This is a genomic window from Pseudomonas sp. CCI1.1 (assembly GCF_034348165.1).
In the GTDB taxonomy this organism is placed as follows: domain Bacteria; phylum Pseudomonadota; class Gammaproteobacteria; order Pseudomonadales; family Pseudomonadaceae; genus Aquipseudomonas; species Aquipseudomonas paracarnis.
This window is the reverse complement of the sequence record NZ_CP133780.1, coordinates 658,855-677,567: the sequence shown is the minus strand read 5'-3', so window position 1 is coordinate 677,567 and position 18,713 is coordinate 658,855. Positions and strand designations below refer to the sequence as shown.

Genomic DNA, 18,713 nt, shown 5'->3' with positions numbered 1-18,713 from the left:
CCGTATAAGGTCCGAGCCTGGGCGCGCCGCAAAAGTTCAGGTGGATATGCCGCCGCTGGGCAGGGAATCAATTGCCCCAGGCAGCGGTCCACCGCTAGAGCAAAGCACAAAGGAGGCCACACCGATGAATATCCCGATACCACCTGAACCTGAAGATCCGAATATCGACACTCCGCCACTACCGACGCCGCCCAGTGAACCGGCGCCCATTCCAGAGAGAGAGCCGCCGGAAAACGACCCACCGCCCGTGCAAGAGCCGCCGACGACCCTGCCTCCGGTGATCGTCTAAATCATCAGAGCAAGAACACGGCCTGCTCGAACACCTAGACGTCCTGGTGTTCGAGCACACAAAAAAACGAGGAGTCCTACGAAGTTCCACGTCAAGGCTGAATGTTCGTTTTACTGTTCCTTTTTATATTGATCTCGCGTGAATGCTCAGCCTTTTTTTCACATGGCCTTTAGCCCATTTATCACGAGTAGACCCATGTCGACTATCGCCTCCCCATCAACGCCCACTGCTCCAGTCACAACACCCACATCCTCCAATCCCGTCTCCAATCAACAGGCGCTGACGCCCGAGCGAATAAATACGTTGCTCAAGGCCGGCCCGAACTGGTCCTCCTCCCCTAAGGCGCCTGACCGCTCACCCCATACCCCCCTGTCGCCAACGACGAAGTCCAACACCTCACCTTCTATGTCGGAGGTAGAGGCGAAAAATAAGTTGGACGACCTGAATACGGCATTGACCCCAGACACCATCAAGGAGATACAACGCAATCCAAGCTCGCCGAAATCTCGCGCAATCACTGAGCAGTTCAACACCACATTGACCCCAGAGAATGTCAAATTAATGTCGAGGGGCGCCAACGCGAAAAAAAACCGCGAAACACTTCGAGAGATCCGGGACAAGCTCGACAAAAAAAATATTGATTCAAACCTGGAGTCTGCCAAGCACCAGGTGATCAATGAAGCGGCCGATAAAATGAGGCTCAAACTTCTGGAAATCATTACCGCCGCGTTCGACGGCGACATCTGGAACACCGTTGACCATCACAAAAATTGGCTCGAAGAACTGGGTGCTCTGAGCAAAAATTTTTCTGCAATGGAGACCAAGTCCAAAGCCCTCACGGATGCAGCTTCGTCCCTGAGCGACGAAAAGCTCGACCAATCGGCGGCGCCTGAAACGCAGGACTCATCGCCTGCCGACACTCGCGCTGCAACCTACAGTTTCAACGCTACCAGTGAATCTACCCTGGAGGCCCCCAGCGAGGTCCGCAATTTCAAATCGGGAGATAAACTGGACCTGTCCGGCATCCAGCGGCAGCTGAACACGTCGCTGCGGCCGGTCGATCGGTTTCCAGAAGTAATCGGTGAAATGCAGATCCATCACTCGCCCAGCGCCAACACCAGCGTAATTGTCATCGCCGATGCGCCGGGCAAAGCCCCCTTTTTGCTCAAGGTGTTTGGTGAGGTACGCCAAAGCAACATCGTGACCTGATCCGCGGTATGACTCAGGATCACTTTTCCAACAATCTGACGATTCTCGGCATGATGCTGAACACCGCCAGGGCCAGCAGTGTACTGAGTACTGCCGTCGATTCACGCCCCATCCCCGCCGCCACACCAATGGCGGCGGTCATCCACAACCCGGCAGCCGTGGTCAGGCCCTTCACATGCTGGCCCTCTTCATCTTCCTTGCCCTTGAGGATGGTGCCGGCGCCAAGGAAGCCGATACCCGCAATCACCCCCTGAACCACACGGCTCATGGCGTCCGCCTGGTTGCCGGACATCTGCGGCACCAGCACGAACAGCGCCGCACCAAGCGCAACCAGCATATGGGTGCGCACGCCAGCCGCCTTGCCCTTGTGCTCACGCTCAAAACCCAGGATGCCGCCCAGGATCGCGGCGATCAGCAGGCGCACCGTCACTTGGGTGAGTTGCCGGGCATCGCCGATGTCCGCGAATTCGGCTTGCAGGGTTTGCCACACTTGATGCCACCAGGCGTCCATGGATGCGCTCCTTTTATTATGGATAGATAAAGGATGGACAGCGCAGACCGCCAGTCAGTTGCCTGGAACCCCTTGTCATAGGGGTCGCCTAACGTGATAGAGCCCATAGAAAGGAGATCGCCATGCCCCTGCGCATCGAAAACCATTTGTGCTACTTCACGCTCGACGTGGACGGCCAGGAACAAAGCCTGCCAGCCACCCGCGTGAAGATCCTTACCGACCATGACAAAGCCATGTCCTATGTGGAGTTGGCGGGCGAGCGGATCTATATCACTGAAGCCGAAGCCGACGCGCTGACGGTTGAAGGGGCCACGGATGGCCGTAACCATGTAAAGGCGCAAGAGCCTGGTTCGGTGATTTGATTGATCTGTATCATCGAACCCTTTGAATCCCTGCACCCCTATAGATTCGGGGTGCAGCACATTGACGCACAAGAACGCATCAAGCCTATCTGATCCGCTTTTTATCCTTCCACCTGAGTCTGTTATGCAAACAGTCTGTCGCCCATAGTTCATCCGCCTGATGGAGGCTGATGAGCGAATGACCATGAGCGAACGAATCCCAACCGTGGAAACCTTTGAGCCCATTCACCCAAAGAAGGTGAAGGCCAAATCCAGCGACAACCTGATCCATACCCGCAGTTTTACCGGTGTGTTCCGCACCTTGCGCGTGGGCGGTGCCGGCCTGCTGTTTCTGGCTTTTTTTGGCACTGTGTGGCTGAACTGGGGTGGACGCCAAGCCGTACTGTGGGACTTGTCCGAGAGCAAGTTCCATATCTTTGGTGCGACATTCTGGCCCCAGGATTTCATCCTGCTCTCGGCGCTGTTGATCATCTGTGCCTTCGGCCTCTTCGCGATCACGGTGTTTGCCGGCCGCGTCTGGTGCGGCTACACCTGCCCGCAAAGCTCGTTTACCTGGCTGTTCATGTGGTGCGAGAAGGTGACCGAGGGTGAACGCAACCAACGTATCAAACTGCAGGCGGCCCCCTGGAGCCTGAATAAGCTGGCACGGCGCTCGGCCAAACATACGTTGTGGCTGGGTATCAGTGTGTTGACCGGGCTGACGTTTGTGGGCTACTTCACCCCCATCCGCCCCTTGGCCGCCGAACTGCTGACGTGGCAGATGGGCGGTGTGAGCCTGTTTTGGGTATTGTTTTTCACGGGGGCCACTTACATCAATGCCGGCTGGCTACGCGAAGCCGTATGCATGCATATGTGCCCCTATGCACGCTTCCAGAGCGTGATGTTTGATAAAGACACCCTGACTATTTCCTACGACGCCGCCCGCGGCGAGCAACGTGGCCCGCGTAAACGTGACGTGCCGCCAGCGCAGGTTGGCCTCGGTGACTGCATCGATTGCCAGCTATGCGTGCAGGTATGCCCCACGGGCATCGATATCCGCGACGGCCTGCAGATGGAATGCATCGGCTGCGCAGCCTGCATCGACGCCTGCGATTCGATCATGGACAAAATGGGCTATGCCCGTGGCTTGGTCAGTTATACCAGTGAGCACCAATTGCAGGGTGGCAAGACTCATCTGCTGCGGCCACGCCTGATCGGCTACAGTGCCGTGCTGGTGGTGATGCTCGCGGCACTGGTGGTGGCCCTGATTGAACGGCCGATGGTGTCGCTGGATGTGACCAAAGACCGTGGCATGTTCCGCGAAAACAGCCTGGGTTTGATCGAAAACATCTACAGCCTCAAGGTGATCAACAAAACCCAGCAGCGCCAGGAATACCGCCTGGAACTGGTGGATGCCGAGGGGTTCCAGTTGCAAGGCAAGACCCAGGTCAGCCTGGCTGCCGGGGAAATTGTCGATATACCGGTGTCGGTAGCATTGCTGGCGGACACACCGGCCAGCAGCTCTCAAACCTTACGTTTTAAAGTCACTGATGTGGATGAACCTTGGATCTATACCGCTGCTGACAGCCGCTTCGTAGCGCCCTTGAATCGCTGATACTTCATCAACAACAGAGATCAAATGTGGGAGCTGGCTTGCCTGCGAAAGGGGTAGAGCAGTAACAGATGCAGTGATTGACACACCGCCTTCGCAGGCAAGCCAGCGCCTACAATTTGCCCTGCGTACACATTCAAAAAGCTAATTAGGCCGCCATGAAACGCTACGAAAAATTTGCCGACGACATCGCAGAACTGATCCGCTCCGGCGTCCTCGGCCCCGGCCAGCGCGTGCCATCGGTGCGCTATGCCAGCCAGGCCTACGGCGTCAGCCCGTCCACCGTGTTCCAGGCCTACTACCTGCTGGAGCGTCGTGGCCTGATTCGCGCACGCCCCCGCTCTGGCTACTTCGTCAACGCCCATGCGCCCAGCCCGTTTTCCGAACCGGTGGTGAGTGAGCAGGTGCATGAGTCCACCGAGGTGGGCGTGAGTGAGCTGGTGTTCTCGGTACTGGACTCCATCAAAGACCCCAACACCGTGCCCTTCGGCTCGGCCTTCCCCAGCCCCATGCTGTTCCCGCTGCCGCGCCTGGCCCGCTCCCTGGCCAGCGCCAGCCGCGAAATGGACCCACGCTTGGTGGTCACCGACATGTCGCCGGGCAACCCGCAACTGCGCCGGCAGATTGCCCTGCGCTATATGGTCGGTGGCCTGATGCTGCCGATGGAGGAGCTGTTGATCACCAACGGTGCTCTCGAAGCGTTGAACCTGTGCCTGCAGGCCGTGACCGAACCGGGCGACCTGGTGGCCATCGAGGCGCCGGCGTTCTACGCGTGTTTGCAAGTGCTTGAACGCCTGAAGCTCAAGGCCGTGGAGATCCCGGTGCACCCGCGCGACGGTATTGACCTGAACGCCCTGGCCCAAAGCCTTGAGCGCTATCCGATCAAGGCCTGCTGGACCATGACCAGCTTCCAGAACCCCATGGGCGCTACGCTGCCTGAAGAGAAAAAACAGGCGCTGGTGGAACTGCTGCGCAGCCATCAAGTGCCGCTGATCGAAGATGACGTCTACGCCGAGCTGTACTACGGGCAACAAGCGCCTAAGCCGGCCAAGGCCTTCGATACCGAAGGGCTGGTGATGCATTGCGGCTCCTTTGCCAAGAGCCTGGCGCCGGGTTACCGAGTGGGCTGGGTCGCCGCCGGGCGCTTTGCACAGAAGGTCGAGCGGCTCAAGTTGATGACCTCGTTATGCCCGTCGATGCCGGCCCAGGCGGCAATTGCCGACTACCTGCAACACGGCGGCTATGACCGCCACCTGCGCAAACTGCGCTACGCCCTGGAAGAACAGCAAAGCGCCATGCTCGCGGCTATCGCTCGCTACTTCCCGGCCCAGACACGGGTCAGCCAGCCGGCAGGGGGCTATTTCCTGTGGTTGGAACTGCCGGAGCAGACCGACTCGCTGAAGTTGTTCCAGATGGCCTTGGCCCAGGGCATCAGCATTGCGCCGGGGCCGATCTTTTCCGCAACTCAGCGGTTCAGAAACTGCATACGCTTGAACTATGGCAGCCCGTGGAACGAGGCATCGGAAGAGGCCATGGAGACATTAGGGCGGATTGTGCGATCGTTTTAACGGCCGCCCCCCAAGTCGATAAACGTTCCGGTGGAATACGATGCCTTGTCCGACAGTAACCAGATAATCGCCTCCGCCACTTCATCCGGACGCCCGCCGCGCGCCATCGGGATGCCGGACTCCAGCTTGCTGACTCGGTCCGGGTCGCCGCTCAGGGCATGGAAATCGGTAAAGATATAGCCTGGGCGCACGGCGTTGACGCGAATGCCCTCGCCCGCCACCTCCTTCGACAACCCCAGGGTAAAGGTATCCAGCGCGCCCTTGGAGGCGGCGTAGTCGACATACTCACCCGGCGAGCCCAGCCGCGCCGCCACCGAGGACACGTTGACGATACTGCCGCCCTGCCCGCCATGCCGGGGCGACATGCGTAACACCGCGTGCTTGGCACACAGAATCGGGCCCAGCACATTGGTCTTGAGGATTTTGAGGATACGAAACTCGGACATCTCGTCGACCCGCGATTTTTGCCCCACGGTACCGGCATTATTGACCAGCGCAGTGACACGCCCCAATTCGGCATCCACACGATTGAACAGCGCAATCACCTCATCTTCGATGCTGACATCGGCGCGCACCGCGATGGCCTGTGCTCCGAGGCCGCGCACTTGTTCAAGCACAGCATGGGCAGCCTTCTCGTCCGACTGATAATTAATGCAGATGCGATAACCTTCGCGAGCGGCCAGCAAGGCCGTCTCGGCGCCAATCCCTCGGCTGCCCCCGGTGATGATGACGACTTTGTCCATGGCTGCGGTCTCCTGATTCAACCTGATGTTTAGGGTTGGATCCAAGAATACCCGTCACTCTGGGCGTTTGTCAGGCACTGCTGCCTGTTCGGCACTGCGGATATTGGTCATGAAGCTGTCGGCCGGCAATGGATGCCCCAACAGATAGCCTTGCAAGGAATCACACCCCAGGCGGGTAAGGAAATTTTGCTGCGCATCGGTTTCCACGCCTTCGGCGACAATCCGTAAGTCCAGAGCCTGGCCGAGGGCCACGATGGCCGAGACGATGGCGGCGTCGTCGCTGTCGTGTTCCAGGTCACGTACAAAGCCGCGGTCGATCTTCAACTCATTGGCCGGCAGGCGCTTGAGGTACATGAGGCTGGAGTACCCGGTGCCAAAGTCATCGATAGACAGGTCCACACCCATGTCCGACAGTTGCTGCAATACCTTCATGCTCGCGTCGGCATCGCTCATGGCGGTGGTCTCGGTGATCTCCAGCGTGAGGCTGTTGGCCGGTAATTGGTGACGCTCCAGCGCGGCCGCTACGCTGTTGACCAACCCGGCGTGGCAGAACTGCAACGCCGAGAGGTTTACGGCAATGCGCCAGTGCTCATAACCCTGTGCGTACCACAGGCTCATCTGGCGACAAGCTTCATCGAGTACCCATTCGCCGATGGGGATGATCAGCCCGGTTTTCTCCGCCAGTGCAATAAACGTAGCGGGCATCAACAAGCCTTGTTGCGGATGCTCCCAGCGCAACAGCGCCTCGGCCCCCACGGCAAGACCGCTGACGGCGTCGAACTTGGGTTGGTAGTGCAAACGAAATTGCCCCTGCTCCAGGGCATTGCGCAGGTCCTGCAGCAATTGCAGTTGTTTGCGCGCATTGGTGTTCATCGACACATCGAAGAAGCTGTAGCCGTTCTTGCCCATGCCCTTGGCGTGATACATCGCCGCGTCGGCGTTCATCAGCAGTTCCTGGGGACTATTACCGTTGCCTGGGAACATGGCGATACCGACGCTGGCCGAGATCTGCAACTCATGCTCGGCCACCGTGAAGGTGCGGTTGATCAGGCTCACCTGGCGCTCGGCCAAGCCCATGGCATCGTCGGGCTGGGTGAGTTGCACCAGCAATACAAACTCATCGCCGCCGATACGGGCCAGGGTGTCCTGGCTGCGCAAGTCCTCACGCAAGCGCAAGCCGACCTCGCGCAGTAACTGGTCGCCCAAGTGATGACCAAAGGCATCGTTGACCGGTTTGAAGCCATCCAGGTCGATAAACATCAAGGCAAAGCAACCGCCCCGCTCGTTCACCGCCTGGATGCCTTGTTGAATGCGATCAGCCAACAACGTGCGATTGGGCAGGCCGGTGAGCATGTCATGCAGGGCCAGGTGAGTAAGTTCCTGATTGGCCAGGGTCAGGGAATCGGCGAGTACGGCGGTGCGCGCTTCCAGGCGCGCATCCAGCACCGAGGTCAAGAGCGCAATGACCAGCACCGCCAGCGAAGTGACCAAGACCAGGTTATCCAGGCCCTTGCCGCTCAGGCCGGTCAATGCGGCGCCGCAGAAGCTGCCATCGGCAAAGCGCGCCGCAGCCATCCCGGTGTAGTGCATCCCCACGATGGCCACGCCCATCACGACGGCGGCGCCACCCCGTGCCAGCCGCACATAAGGTGTGTTGCGCCGCAGGTTGAAGGCGATCCACAGGGCGGCGCCGGAAGCCACCACCGCGATCACCAACGAAGCGCCAAATAAGGTCGGGTCGTAATCAATGCCGGGTGTCATGCGCATCGCGGCCATGCCGGTGTAATGCATGCTGGCAATTCCAGCGCCCATTACCAACGCCCCGAATGCCAGTTGCCAGACCGGCAAGCGTGGCTGGCTGACCAGCCATAACGCGAAACCACTGGATAGCACGGCGATCAACAGCGAAAACAGGGTAATGCCTACCTCAAACCCGAGGGCAAACGGCAGGCGCAGGGCCAACATCCCGATAAAGTGCATGGACCAGATGCCCACGCCCATCGCCACTGCGCCGCCAGTGATCCATAGGTATACAGCCCGCCCCTTGGCGGTCGCGATACGCCCGGCCAGGTCCAAGGCCGTGTAGGACGCCAGGATGGCCACGCACAGGGAAATCACGACAAGGGAGGTTGAATAGCTACCGATCAACATAGGTTTTCTCGCTGGCGACGGGGCGAAAAAGCCCGTGCCGGGTGGCAAAGCGGGCGATTGTAGCGAGTATGAATCCGAGGCAGGTGATTAATTAATCAGTTGGCCATTAGTGAGTTTTTGGCGTCAATCGGATGGCTTCGCCAGGCTGTTTTCAACGACGTCATGGACATCAAAATGTGGCCTGCGCAGATCCCCTGTGGGAGCGGGCTTGCCCGCGAAGGCGGTGTGTCAGTCACCGCAACTACTACTGCACTAACGCTATCGCAGGCAAGCCAGCTCCCACAGGGTACTGTGCTTAACTGACTGGCATTGGGGCAAGCCCACACAGTTGATCTTGCTCCCCCAGGATGCGCGGCGCATCCGGTTACTCCTTTTCAGCCAGGGAGGTCTGGCCGTCCCAGCCTCCGCCCAACGCTGCAATCAATTGCACACTCGCCACCAGCCGCGATTGCAGCAAGGTCAACACGGTGCGCTCGTTGCTCAAGGCCGTTGCCTGCACCGTGACCACATCCAGATAGGCAATCAACCCGGCCTTGTATTGGTTTTCGGTCAAGCGCAAGGATTCACGCGCCGATTCCAGCGCTTCATTGCTGACCACCGCCTCATCGGCGAGCACCTTGAGCTGGACCATGTAGTTTTCCACCTCACGGAAACCGTCCAACACGGTCTGGCGGTACTTGGCCACGGTCTCGTCATAGCTGGCCACGCTGCGGTCGACTTCCGCCGAGCGCTGGCCGCCATCGAACAGGGTCATGGCCAGTTTCGGCCCCACCGACCAGAAGCGGTTCGGCAGGCTGATCCAATCTTCATAAGTGCTGCTGGAATAGCCGCCCTGCAGGCTCAGGCTGAGGTCCGGGTAATAGGCCGCCTTGGCCACGCCGATATTGGCGTTGGCGGCGATCACCGAGCGTTCGGCCGAGGCAATATCGGGGCGACGCTCCAGCAGTTGGGACGGCAGGCTCACCGGTATTTGCGGTAGCGCCGGAATATCTTTGCTCACCGCCAGATTGAAGTTGGCCGGGGCTTCGCCAATCAGCACGGCTATGGCGTTTTCCAGCTGGGCGCGTTGCCAGATCAAGTCGATCAGGCTGGCCTGGGTGGTCTTGAGCTGGGTTTGCGCCTGGGCAATGGCGTCCTTGCCGGCCACACCGGCGCGGTATTGGTTTTCGGTCATTTTCAATGAACGCTGGTAGGTGTCCAGCGTGGCTTGCAGCAGCCGCGTCTGTTCGTCCATGACCCGCAGTTGCAGGTAGCTTTGCACCAGTTCGGACTGCTGGCTCAGACGCATTGCGGCCAAGTCGGCCGAGCTTGCCTCGGCGCTGGCTTCGTTGGCCTCCAGACCACGGCGCAACTTGCCCCAGATATCGGCTTCCCAGCTCACACCCAACTGGGCATTGAGGGTGTCGCGGATACCACTGCTGGAGCTGCTGAGGCTGGCGCTGCTGCTGCCGGTGCCCTGGCTGGCGCGGGTTTTACCCACGCTCAGGTCAACGCTGGGGTAAAACGCCCCGCGTGAGCTGCGCACCAGCGCCTTTGCCTGACGAAAACGCGCTTCGGCCTGGGCGACGGTCTGGTTGGACGCGTTGAGGCGCACCACCAGGTCGTTGAGTTGACGGTCACCGTACAGCTCCCACCAGGCGCCGCGGGCCAGGGAGTCGCTGGGGTTGGCCTGGCGCCAGCCCTGGGCCTCCTTGAACTGCACCGGCTCGATGACGTCCGGGCGTTTGTAGTCAGGGCCGATGGCGCAGGCGCTGAGCAACATGGCCAAGCCCACTGTAGGAGCAAGCTTGCTCGCGAAGACTGCCAACGTTAACGCGTTCATTCTGGATGAGCGCGGCGTCTGGGCCTTTTTCGCGAGCAAGCTCGCTCCTACAGAGGTCGCAGGGGCGTTGGTTGAGTCGGTCATAGCGCAGTGTCCAGGGCAGCATCGGTACGCACGCCGCGCCAGGCGTTGAAGCGATGGCGCGCGCGGTCCAGGTAAAGGTAAACCACCGGGGTGGTGTAAAGGGTCAGGATCTGGCTGAACACCAGGCCGCCAATAATGGTCAGGCCCAACGGGTGGCGCATTTCCGCGCCATCACCACTGCCGAGCAGCAACGGCAAGGCACCGAGAATCGCGGCCAGGGTGGTCATCAGGATCGGCCGCAGGCGCAACAGGCAGGCGCTGCGGATCGACTCCAGCGGGCTCATGCCATCGTTGCGCTCCAGTTGCAGCGCCAGGTCGATCATCAGGATCGCGTTTTTCTTCACCACGCCGATCAACAGGAACAAGCCCAGCAAGGAGATCAGGCTGAACTCGCCGCCCAGCAGGTAAATCGCAAGCAACGCGCCGACACCGGCCAACGGCAGCGTCGACAGGATGGTCAGCGGGTGAATGTAGCTTTCATACAGAATACCCAGCACCAGGTACACCGCCACCAGCGCGCCGAGAATCATGAACGGCTGGCCTTTCTGGGTCGCGGCGAACGCATCGGCAGTACCGGCCATCTTGGCGATCACGTCCTCGGGCAACCCGACTTTGGCAATCGCACGCTCGATAGCCGCCGTGCCCTGCTCCACCGTGACCCCGGGCGCCATGTCGAAGGCGATATTCTCCGAAGCGAACTGGCCTTCATGGCTGACGCGATCATCGGCCAGGCTGTTCTCATAGTGGGCAATGGTCGACAACGGCACCCGTGCGCCGTCGGCGGTGATCACCTGCATCTGGTTGAGGGTGATCGGGTCCTGGGCGTATTTGGGGTTGACCTCCATCACCACCTGGTACTGGTTGAGGCTGTCGTAGATGGTGGAAATCTGCCGCTGACTGTAGGCGTTGTTGAGCACTGCCGTGACCATGTTCATGTCGATGCCCAGGCGCTTGGCCTGGTCGCGGTCGACAATCAGCGTGACCTGGGCCGCGCCCCGGCCTTCACGGGCGTCGATGGCGGTCAGCTCTGGCAATTCACGCATGGCCGCCACCACTTTCGGGTACCACAGGCGCAGCGCGGCCAAGTCACCGCTTTGCAGGATGTAGGAGTATTGCGCGCTGGTCTGGTCGCGGCTGCCGCCAAATTGCAGGTCCTGGTCGGCCATCAGGAACAAGCGCCCGCCCGGCACCAGTGGCACCTCCTTGCGCAGGCGCTCGATCACCGCCTGGGCGGAAATTTTGCGTTCGCCGATCGGCTTGAGGCGTACCAGCATCACCGCATTGTTAGTGCCTTGGTTGCCACCGATAAAGCCGGCCACGCTGAGCACCGCCGGGTCCTTGAGCACCGCCTGGCGAAAGATCTCCATCTTCGGCTGCATCACGCTGAACGACAGGCCATCGTCGCCGCGCACAAAACCGATCAACTGGCCGGTGTCCTGCTGGGGCATGAAGGTTTTGGGCACCACCACGTACAGCGCGATATTCACGCCCACGGTGATCAACAGGCTGAGCAAGGTCAGGCGCCGATGGCGCAACACCCAGTCCAGGCTGGTGGCGTAGCCGGCGACCATGCGGTCGTTGACCTTCTGGCTCCAGCGCTGCAAACCGGTCTGCCGATCCTTCATATGCGGCTTCAACCAGCGGGCGCACAGCATGGGCGTCAAGGTCAGCGAGACAATCAGCGAAACGATGATCGCCGCCGACAAGGTGATCGAAAACTCACGGAACAGGTTAGTCACGATCCCGCCCATGAACAGGATGGACAGGAACACCGCCACCAGCGACACGTTCATCGAGAGCAAGGTAAAACCGACTTCCTGAGCGCCCAGGTACGCGGCTTTCATCGGTGGCACGCCGTCGTCGATGTGCCGGGAAATGTTCTCCAGCACCACGATGGCATCGTCCACCACCAGCCCGGTGGCGAGGATCAGCGCCATCAGCGAGAAGTTGTTCAGAGAAAACCCGTACAGGTACATCACCGCGAAGGTGCCCACCAGCGATACCGGCACCGCCAGGGTCGGGATCAACGAAGCGCGGAAGTTGCCCAGGAACAGGTACACCACCAGGATCACCAGCCCTACAGCGATCAGCAAGGTCATTTCCGCCTCATGCAGGGTGGCGGTAATCACGGGCGAGCGGTCCATGGCCAGGCTGAGCTTGACGCTGGACGGCAGCACCGCCTGCAACGCCGGTAACTGCGCCTTGATCTGCCGCACGGTTTCGATGATGTTGGCGCCGGACTGGCGGTTGATCACCAGCAACACCGCCGAATCATTGTTGAAGAAGCCGCTGTTGTAGCGGTCTTCCACACCATCAGTGATCTTCGCCACGTCCTTGAGGCGCAGAGCGGCGCCGTCCTGGTAGCGAATCAGCAGGGGCTCATAGTCCTTGGCTTTTTCCAACTGGTCGTTGGCCTGGATCTGCCAGTTGCGCTCGCTGTCTTCCAAGGAGCCCTTGGGCCGGCGCTGGTTGGCATTGGCGATGGTGTTGCGCACATCGTCCAGGGCCACGCCGTACTGATCGAGGGCCTTGGGCTCCAGCTCGATACGCACCGCCGGCAGCGAACTGCCGCCGATCTGCACTTCGCCCACGCCCGGCACCTGGGACAGGCTCTGGGACAGGATGGTCGAGGCCAGGTCGTACAACTGGCCCTTCTGCAGCACGTCAGAGGTCAGCGACAGCACCATGATCGGCGCCTGGGACGGGTTGATCTTCTTGTAGGTGGGCATGCTGCGCATACCGCTGGGCAGCAGGTTGCGCGACGCGTTGATGGCCGCCTGCACTTCCCGCGCCGCCCCGTTGATGTCGCGGTCGGAATCGAACGCCAGAATCACCCGGGTTGAGCCCTGGCTCGACGAACTGCTCATGGTGGTGATACCGGCAATCGCGCCGAACGAGCGCTCCAGCGGCGTGGCCACCGTGGACGCCATCACCTCGGGGCTGGCACCGGGCAAGCTGGCCGACACCACGATCACCGGGAAGTCGATCTGCGGCAGCGGCGACACCGGCAGCAAGTTGAAGCTGACGCCACCGAGCAACATGATCGCCAGGCTCAGCAGCATGGTCGCTACCGGCCGGCGAATGAAAGGTCCGGACAGGTTCATGGCTCAACCGGCTCCAGGCGTTGCGGCTCTTTGCGCCAGCGACGGCCAAGACGATCGAAGTACAGGTAGATCACCGGCGTGGTGAACAGCGTCAACACCTGGCTCACCAGCAAGCCACCGACCATCACCAGGCCCAGGGGCTGGCGCAGTTCGGCGCCGGAACCGCTGGCGAGCATCAACGGCACCGCACCGAACAACGCGGCCAGGGTGGTCATCAAAATTGGCCGGAAGCGCAACAGCGCCGCCTGGTAGATCGCCGTCTGCGGGTCCAGGCCCTGGTTGCGTTCGGCGTCGAGGGCGAAGTCGATCATCATGATCGCGTTCTTTTTCACGATACCGATCAGCAGGATGATGCCGATGATCGCAATCATGCCCAGGTCATTGCCACTGAGCAGCAACGCCAGCAAGGCCCCCACCGCCGCCGATGGCAGGGTCGAGAGGATGGTGATCGGGTGGATATAGCTCTCATAGAGCACACCGAGCACGATGTACATGGTGACCACCGCCGCCAGGATCAACAGCAAGGTGCTCGACAACGAGGCTTCGAACGCCTGGGCCGCACCCTGGAACTGGGTTTGCACGCCCACCGGCATGCCAATGTCCTTCTGGGTCTGGTTGATCAGCTCCACGCCTTTGCCCAGCGCCACGCCGGGCGCCAGGTTGAACGACATCATCACCGCCGGGAACTGGCCGATATGGGCAATCGCCAACTGCGCCTGGCGCTGCTCCACATGGGCCAGGCTCGACAGCCGCACCTGGCCACCGTCGGTGGTTTTCACATGGATCTGGTTGAGGGCCGCCGGGCCGAGGGTTTCGCCGGACTGGGCCTGCAACACCACCCGGTACTGGCTGGCCTGGGTGTAGATGGTGGAAATCTGGCGCTGGCCGAAGGCGTCATACAACGCGTCGGTAATGGTCGAGACACTCACGCCCAGGCGCGAGGCCGCGTCGCGGTCTATCACCAGGTACACCTGCAAGCCTTTGTCCTGAAGGTCGCTGGCGACGTCGGTGAGTTCCGGCAACTGGCTGAGGGCGTGTACCAGCTTGCCGCTCCACAACGCCAGCAACTCGGCGTCCGGGGAGGACATGCTGAACTGGTACTGGGTACGGCTGACGCGGTCTTCGATGGTGAGGTCCTGCACCGGCTGCATGAACAGGCGGATGCCCACCAGCTTGTCGATTTGCGGTTGCAAGCGGGTGATCACCTCGGCTGCGCTCAAATCGCGCTGGCCGTGGGCCTTGAGATTGATCAACAAGCGGCCGCTGTTGAGGGTGGCGTTATCGCCGTCCACGCCAATGTAGGACGACAGGCTCTCGACCGCCGGGTCGGCAAGGATGATCTTCGCCAACTCCTGCTGGCGTTGGCTCATCGCCGCAAAGGAAATCGACTGCGGCGCTTCGGAAATACCCTGGATCACGCCGGTGTCCTGCACCGGGAAAAAGCCCTTGGGCACCACCAGGTACAGCACTACCGTAAGCCCCAGGGTGGCGATCGCCACCAGCAACGTGAGCGGCTGGTGCTTGAGCACCCATTGCAGCTTGCGGCCGTAGGCTTCGATCAACCAGTCAATCCAGGCGCCGCTGGCTTTGTAGAAGCGGCCCTGCTCTTCCTCCTTGGGTTCGCGCTTGAGCAGGCGCGCGCACATCATGGGCGTGAGGGTCAGGGACACTACCAGGGAAATCAGGATCGCCACTGCCAGGGTGATGGCGAACTCACGGAACAGCCGCCCGACCACGTCGGCCATGAACAGCAAAGGGATCAACACCGCGATCAACGACAGCGTCAGGGACACCAGGGTGAAACCGATCTGCTTGGCGCCCTTGAGCGCGGCCGCCATCGGCGTCTCGCCTTCCTCGATATAGCGCGAGATGTTCTCCAGCATCACGATCGCGTCGTCCACCACAAACCCGGTGGCGATGGTCAGGGCCATCAGCGTCAGGTTATTGATGGAGAATCCGGCCAGGTACATCACACCAAAGGTGCCCACCAGGGACAGCGGCACTGCGATGGACGGAATGATCGTAGCGCTGACCCGGCGCAGGAACAGGAACGTCACCATGACCACCAGGGCAATGGCGATCAGAAGCTCGTGCTGTACGTCTTTGACCGAGGCGCGGATGGTCTGGGTGCGGTCGGTGAGCACCGTCACGTCCAGGCCGGCCGGCAGGTTGTCGGTGATGCTCGGCAGGAGGGCCTTGATGCGGTCCACCACCTCGATCACGTTGGCGCCCGGCTGGCGCTGGATATTGAGCAACACGGCCTGGTTCTCATTGGCCCAGGCGGCGAGGCGTTCGTTTTCGGCACCGTCGACAATCTGCGCGACATCCTTGAGCCGCAGCGGGGCGCCGTTGTTGTAGGCCAGGATCAGTTCGGCATATTGCTCGGGCGAGACCAACTGGTCGTTGGCGTCGAGCATCGACACGCGGGTGGGGCCGTCGAAGTTGCCCTTGGGCTGGTTGACGTTGGAGGCGGCGATCAGGGCGCGCACGTCCGAGAGGTTCAAGCCATTGGCCGCCAGGGCCTCGGGGTTGACCTTGATACGCACGGCCTGGCGCTGGCCACCGGCGATGCTGACCATGCCGACGCCGCTGATCTGCGCGATTTTCTGCGCCATGCGCGTGTCGACCAAATCATTGAGCTTGGGCAGCAACATGGTCTTGGAGGTAATTGCCAGGGTCAGCACCGGGGTGTCCGCCGGGTTGACCTTGTTGTATACCGGCGGCGCCGGCAAATCCTTGGGCAACAGGTTGGTGGCGGCGTTGATCGCGGCCTGCACCTGTTGCTCGGCGACATCCATATTGATGTCGAGGTTGAAACGCAGGGTCAGCACCGACGCGCCGCCGGAGCTGGTGGACGCCATCTGGGTCAGCCCGGGCATCTGCCCGAACTGACGCTCCAGCGGTGCGGTGACCGCACTGGTCATCACGTCGGGGCTGGCGCCGGGGTACAGGGTCATCACCCGGATAGTCGGGTAATCCACCTGGGGCAACGCCGATACCGGCAGCAGGCGGTACGAAATGATGCCGGCCAGGACAATGGCCAGCATGCTCAGCGTGGTGGCGACCGGGCGAAGGATGAACAGGCGCGACAGGTTCATGAACCGACCTTTTGCGCCTTGCCGGCGTCTGCCCCGGTCTCCCCTTTAGCTGCGGGCTTGCCTTGCAGGTGTTCGGTCGGCGTGGTCGGCACCTCGCTGCTGGCGTTGACCACTTCGATCTCGCTACCGTCCTTGAGGCGGTCGGTGCCTTCCAGCACCACGCGGTCGCCAGCGACCAGGCCCTCTTTGATCACGGTATTTTCGCCATCGGTATCCCCCACCACCAGCGGCTGGACCTTGACCTTCTTGTCACCGTCGAGCTTATAGACAAAGGTGCCATTGTTGCCGAACTGGATCGCCGCAGAGGGTGCCAGCACCACGTTCTTCAAGGTATCGGCCAGCAGGTGCACATTGACGAACTGGTTGGGGAACAGCGCCTGGTCCTTGTTATCGAACCGCGCCTTGAACTTCAGGGTGCCGGTGGTGACATCGATCTGGTTGTCCAGGCTTTGCAGTACACCGACCGCCTGTTTTTTCACGTCGCTACGGTCCCAGGCTTCCACTGGCAATTTGTTGCCGGCGTGGTAACGGGCCAACACGGTTTCCAGGGTATTTTCCGGCAGGGTGAAGGCCACGCTGATTGGCTGGGTCTGGGTGATCACCGCGAGGGCGGTAGTGTCGTTGGCCGCAACCAGGTTGCCGACGTCAAGCTGGCGCAAACCGACGCGGCCGCTGATGGGCGCACGGATCTTGGTGAATTCCAAGTTGAGCTTGGCGTCGTCCACCGCGCCCTGGTTGGTCTTGACCGTGCCCTGGTACTGCAACACCAGCGCTTCGGCGGTGTCCAGGGTTTGCTTGGCGATACTGTCCTGGGCGTACAGGTCGCGATAACGCTGTACATCGACCTGGGCGTTCTTCAACTGGGCCTGGTTTTGCAGCAAGGTGCCCTGGGCCTGGAGCAAGGCGTTCTGGTAGCTGCGCGGGTCGATTTCTGCCAGCAGGTCACCGGCCTTGACCATCTGCCCTTCCTCGAAGGCGATCTTGACCAACTCGCCGCCCACCCGGCTGCGCACATTAATGGTGTTCAGTGCAGTGACCGTCCCCAGGGCCTTGTAGTACACAGGAAACTCCCCCAGCACCGCCGGCGCCACACGCACCGGTACCGGCCCGGTGGAACCACCGAAGCCTGGGCGCGCCATGCCGGTCTTGCCCGTGTGTCCCGCCGGAGCATCTTTATGGGCCGCGCCACTGGGCCAGAATTTCCAGCACAGGCCGGCGATAACCAGCAGCACGAGCAGGCCAAACAGCCAGCGGCGGGAGTTGCGGGAGGAGGATTGCATGGAGTGATCAACCATTGGGGGTGAGAGCTTCTTCTTCGGGAGGCTGAAAGATAAGCACTGGGGTGCGTTTAGAAAAGCACCTTTACCGGCTATTTACCTTAGGCTTACAACGTTTAACTTTTTGATCTTAGTCCACCGGCTATTTCGCTAAGCCGCTGACGCTCAAATAAAAACGGCCTGGACTAGGCCAGGCCGCAATCATGCATCATACGTGTTACTGCCAAACGACAGTCATACGTAGAAACAGTTACTTCAACACAGCCAGGGCGGCGTCGTAGTTTGGCTCTTCAGCGATTTCCTTGACCAACTCGCTGTGCAGCACGTTGTCGTTTTCATCCAGCACCACGACAGCGCGAGCGGTCAGGCCCTGCAGCGGGCCGTCAGCGATGGAAACACCATAGTCGATGGCGAAGTCGGCGTTGCGGAAATCCGACAGGTTCTTAACGTTTTCCAGGCCTTCGGAACCACAGAAACGCGCTTGGGCGAATGGCAGGTCGGAGGAGATGCACAGCACCACGGTGTTGGCCACATCGTTGGCCTGGGCGTTGAACTTGCGCACCGAAGTGGCGCAGGTTGGGGTGTCAACGCTTGGGAAAATATTCAGCACTTTGCGCTTGCCGGCAAAGGTAGCCAGGGTGGCGTTGGACAGATCGCCGGCGGTCAGGGTGAAGTCTGCAGCTTTGGCGCCGACTTTCGGCAATTGGCCTTCAACCTGGACCGGATTGCCTTTAAGGGTGACTTGAGCCATGAACGGAATCCTTATGCTGGGTTTGGTTAAACGAATTCGAGAGGCGGAAGTTAACCACAAAGTGCCGAAGCTACCTACCGCCAGACACAAATTGTCATGTCCTGAGGTTGTGGTTTAATTGCGCGCTTTGCGCCTGCCCTTCAAGGAAACCTT

The 18,713-nt window shown here is 60.7% G+C and carries 13 protein-coding genes; 5 read left to right on the top strand and 8 right to left on the bottom strand.

Annotated features, from left to right (window positions below; all coding sequences use genetic code 11):
• The first annotated feature begins 124 nt into the window (after positions 1 to 124).
• On the top strand, positions 125 to 289 hold the full coding sequence (locus tag RHM69_RS02955; RefSeq protein ID WP_165835081.1) for a hypothetical protein: 165 nt from the start codon (positions 125 to 127) through the stop codon (positions 287 to 289).
• A 195-nt stretch (positions 290 to 484) separates the two neighbouring features.
• Complete coding sequence (locus RHM69_RS02950; RefSeq protein ID WP_234452074.1) at positions 485 to 1,498, top strand: M10 family metallopeptidase C-terminal domain-containing protein; 1,014 nt, start codon at positions 485 to 487, stop codon at positions 1,496 to 1,498.
• A gap of 19 nt (positions 1,499 to 1,517) precedes the next feature.
• Here RHM69_RS02950 and RHM69_RS02945 read toward each other — a convergent pair whose 3' ends face one another.
• Positions 1,518 to 2,009: an MgtC/SapB family protein gene (locus tag RHM69_RS02945; protein WP_014718686.1), complete on the bottom strand. Its 492-nt coding sequence runs from the start codon at positions 2,007 to 2,009 to the stop codon at positions 1,518 to 1,520.
• A gap of 122 nt (positions 2,010 to 2,131) precedes the next feature.
• On the opposite strand from RHM69_RS02945, the gene RHM69_RS02940 reads away from it, so the two are divergent.
• From RHM69_RS02940 to mapR, 3 genes are all read left to right on the top strand, one after another.
• Positions 2,132 to 2,371 carry a DUF3203 family protein gene (locus RHM69_RS02940; protein WP_032901622.1) on the top strand — a complete coding sequence of 80 codons (240 nt, stop codon included), beginning with the start codon at positions 2,132 to 2,134 and terminating at the stop codon, positions 2,369 to 2,371.
• A 184-nt stretch (positions 2,372 to 2,555) separates the two neighbouring features.
• Positions 2,556 to 3,965 carry a cytochrome c oxidase accessory protein CcoG gene (gene ccoG / locus RHM69_RS02935; protein WP_020301125.1) on the top strand — a complete coding sequence of 470 codons (1,410 nt, stop codon included), beginning with the start codon at positions 2,556 to 2,558 and terminating at the stop codon, positions 3,963 to 3,965.
• Between the two features lie 155 nt (positions 3,966 to 4,120).
• Positions 4,121 to 5,530 (top strand): GntR family transcriptional regulator MpaR, encoded by a 1,410-nt coding sequence (gene mapR, locus RHM69_RS02930; RefSeq protein ID WP_103452169.1) that lies wholly within the window; start codon positions 4,121 to 4,123, stop codon positions 5,528 to 5,530.
• Here the strand turns inward: mapR and RHM69_RS02925 are convergent.
• The 7 genes from RHM69_RS02925 to tpx form a co-directional block, all read right to left on the bottom strand.
• Entirely contained in the window at positions 5,527 to 6,273 is a 747-nt protein-coding gene (locus RHM69_RS02925) for an SDR family oxidoreductase (protein ID WP_014718690.1), read from the bottom strand. The two genes, mapR and RHM69_RS02925, sit on opposite strands and share 4 nt — an antisense overlap.
• A 54-nt stretch (positions 6,274 to 6,327) precedes the next feature.
• The gene (locus RHM69_RS02920; protein ID WP_038450352.1) at positions 6,328 to 8,424 is read right to left on the bottom strand and encodes a putative bifunctional diguanylate cyclase/phosphodiesterase; all 2,097 of its coding nucleotides are present in this window, start codon (positions 8,422 to 8,424) and stop codon (positions 6,328 to 6,330) included.
• Between the two features lie 364 nt (positions 8,425 to 8,788).
• Positions 8,789 to 10,330: an efflux transporter outer membrane subunit gene (locus RHM69_RS02915; protein WP_081088325.1), complete on the bottom strand. Its 1,542-nt coding sequence runs from the start codon at positions 10,328 to 10,330 to the stop codon at positions 8,789 to 8,791.
• Complete coding sequence (locus tag RHM69_RS02910) at positions 10,327 to 13,434, bottom strand: efflux RND transporter permease subunit (protein WP_200600349.1); 3,108 nt, start codon at positions 13,432 to 13,434, stop codon at positions 10,327 to 10,329. The genes RHM69_RS02915 and RHM69_RS02910 overlap by 4 nt, the downstream gene beginning before the upstream one ends.
• Complete coding sequence (locus tag RHM69_RS02905; RefSeq protein ID WP_014718694.1) at positions 13,431 to 16,532, bottom strand: MdtB/MuxB family multidrug efflux RND transporter permease subunit; 3,102 nt, start codon at positions 16,530 to 16,532, stop codon at positions 13,431 to 13,433. Before RHM69_RS02905 ends, RHM69_RS02910 begins: the two co-directional genes overlap by 4 nt.
• Positions 16,529 to 17,827 (bottom strand): MdtA/MuxA family multidrug efflux RND transporter periplasmic adaptor subunit, encoded by a 1,299-nt coding sequence (locus RHM69_RS02900; protein ID WP_014718695.1) that lies wholly within the window; start codon positions 17,825 to 17,827, stop codon positions 16,529 to 16,531. Before RHM69_RS02900 ends, RHM69_RS02905 begins: the two co-directional genes overlap by 4 nt.
• Before the next feature lie 232 nt (positions 17,828 to 18,059).
• Positions 18,060 to 18,560: a thiol peroxidase gene (gene tpx / locus RHM69_RS02895; protein WP_200600347.1), complete on the bottom strand. Its 501-nt coding sequence runs from the start codon at positions 18,558 to 18,560 to the stop codon at positions 18,060 to 18,062.
• Positions 18,561 to 18,713 lie beyond the last annotated feature (153 nt).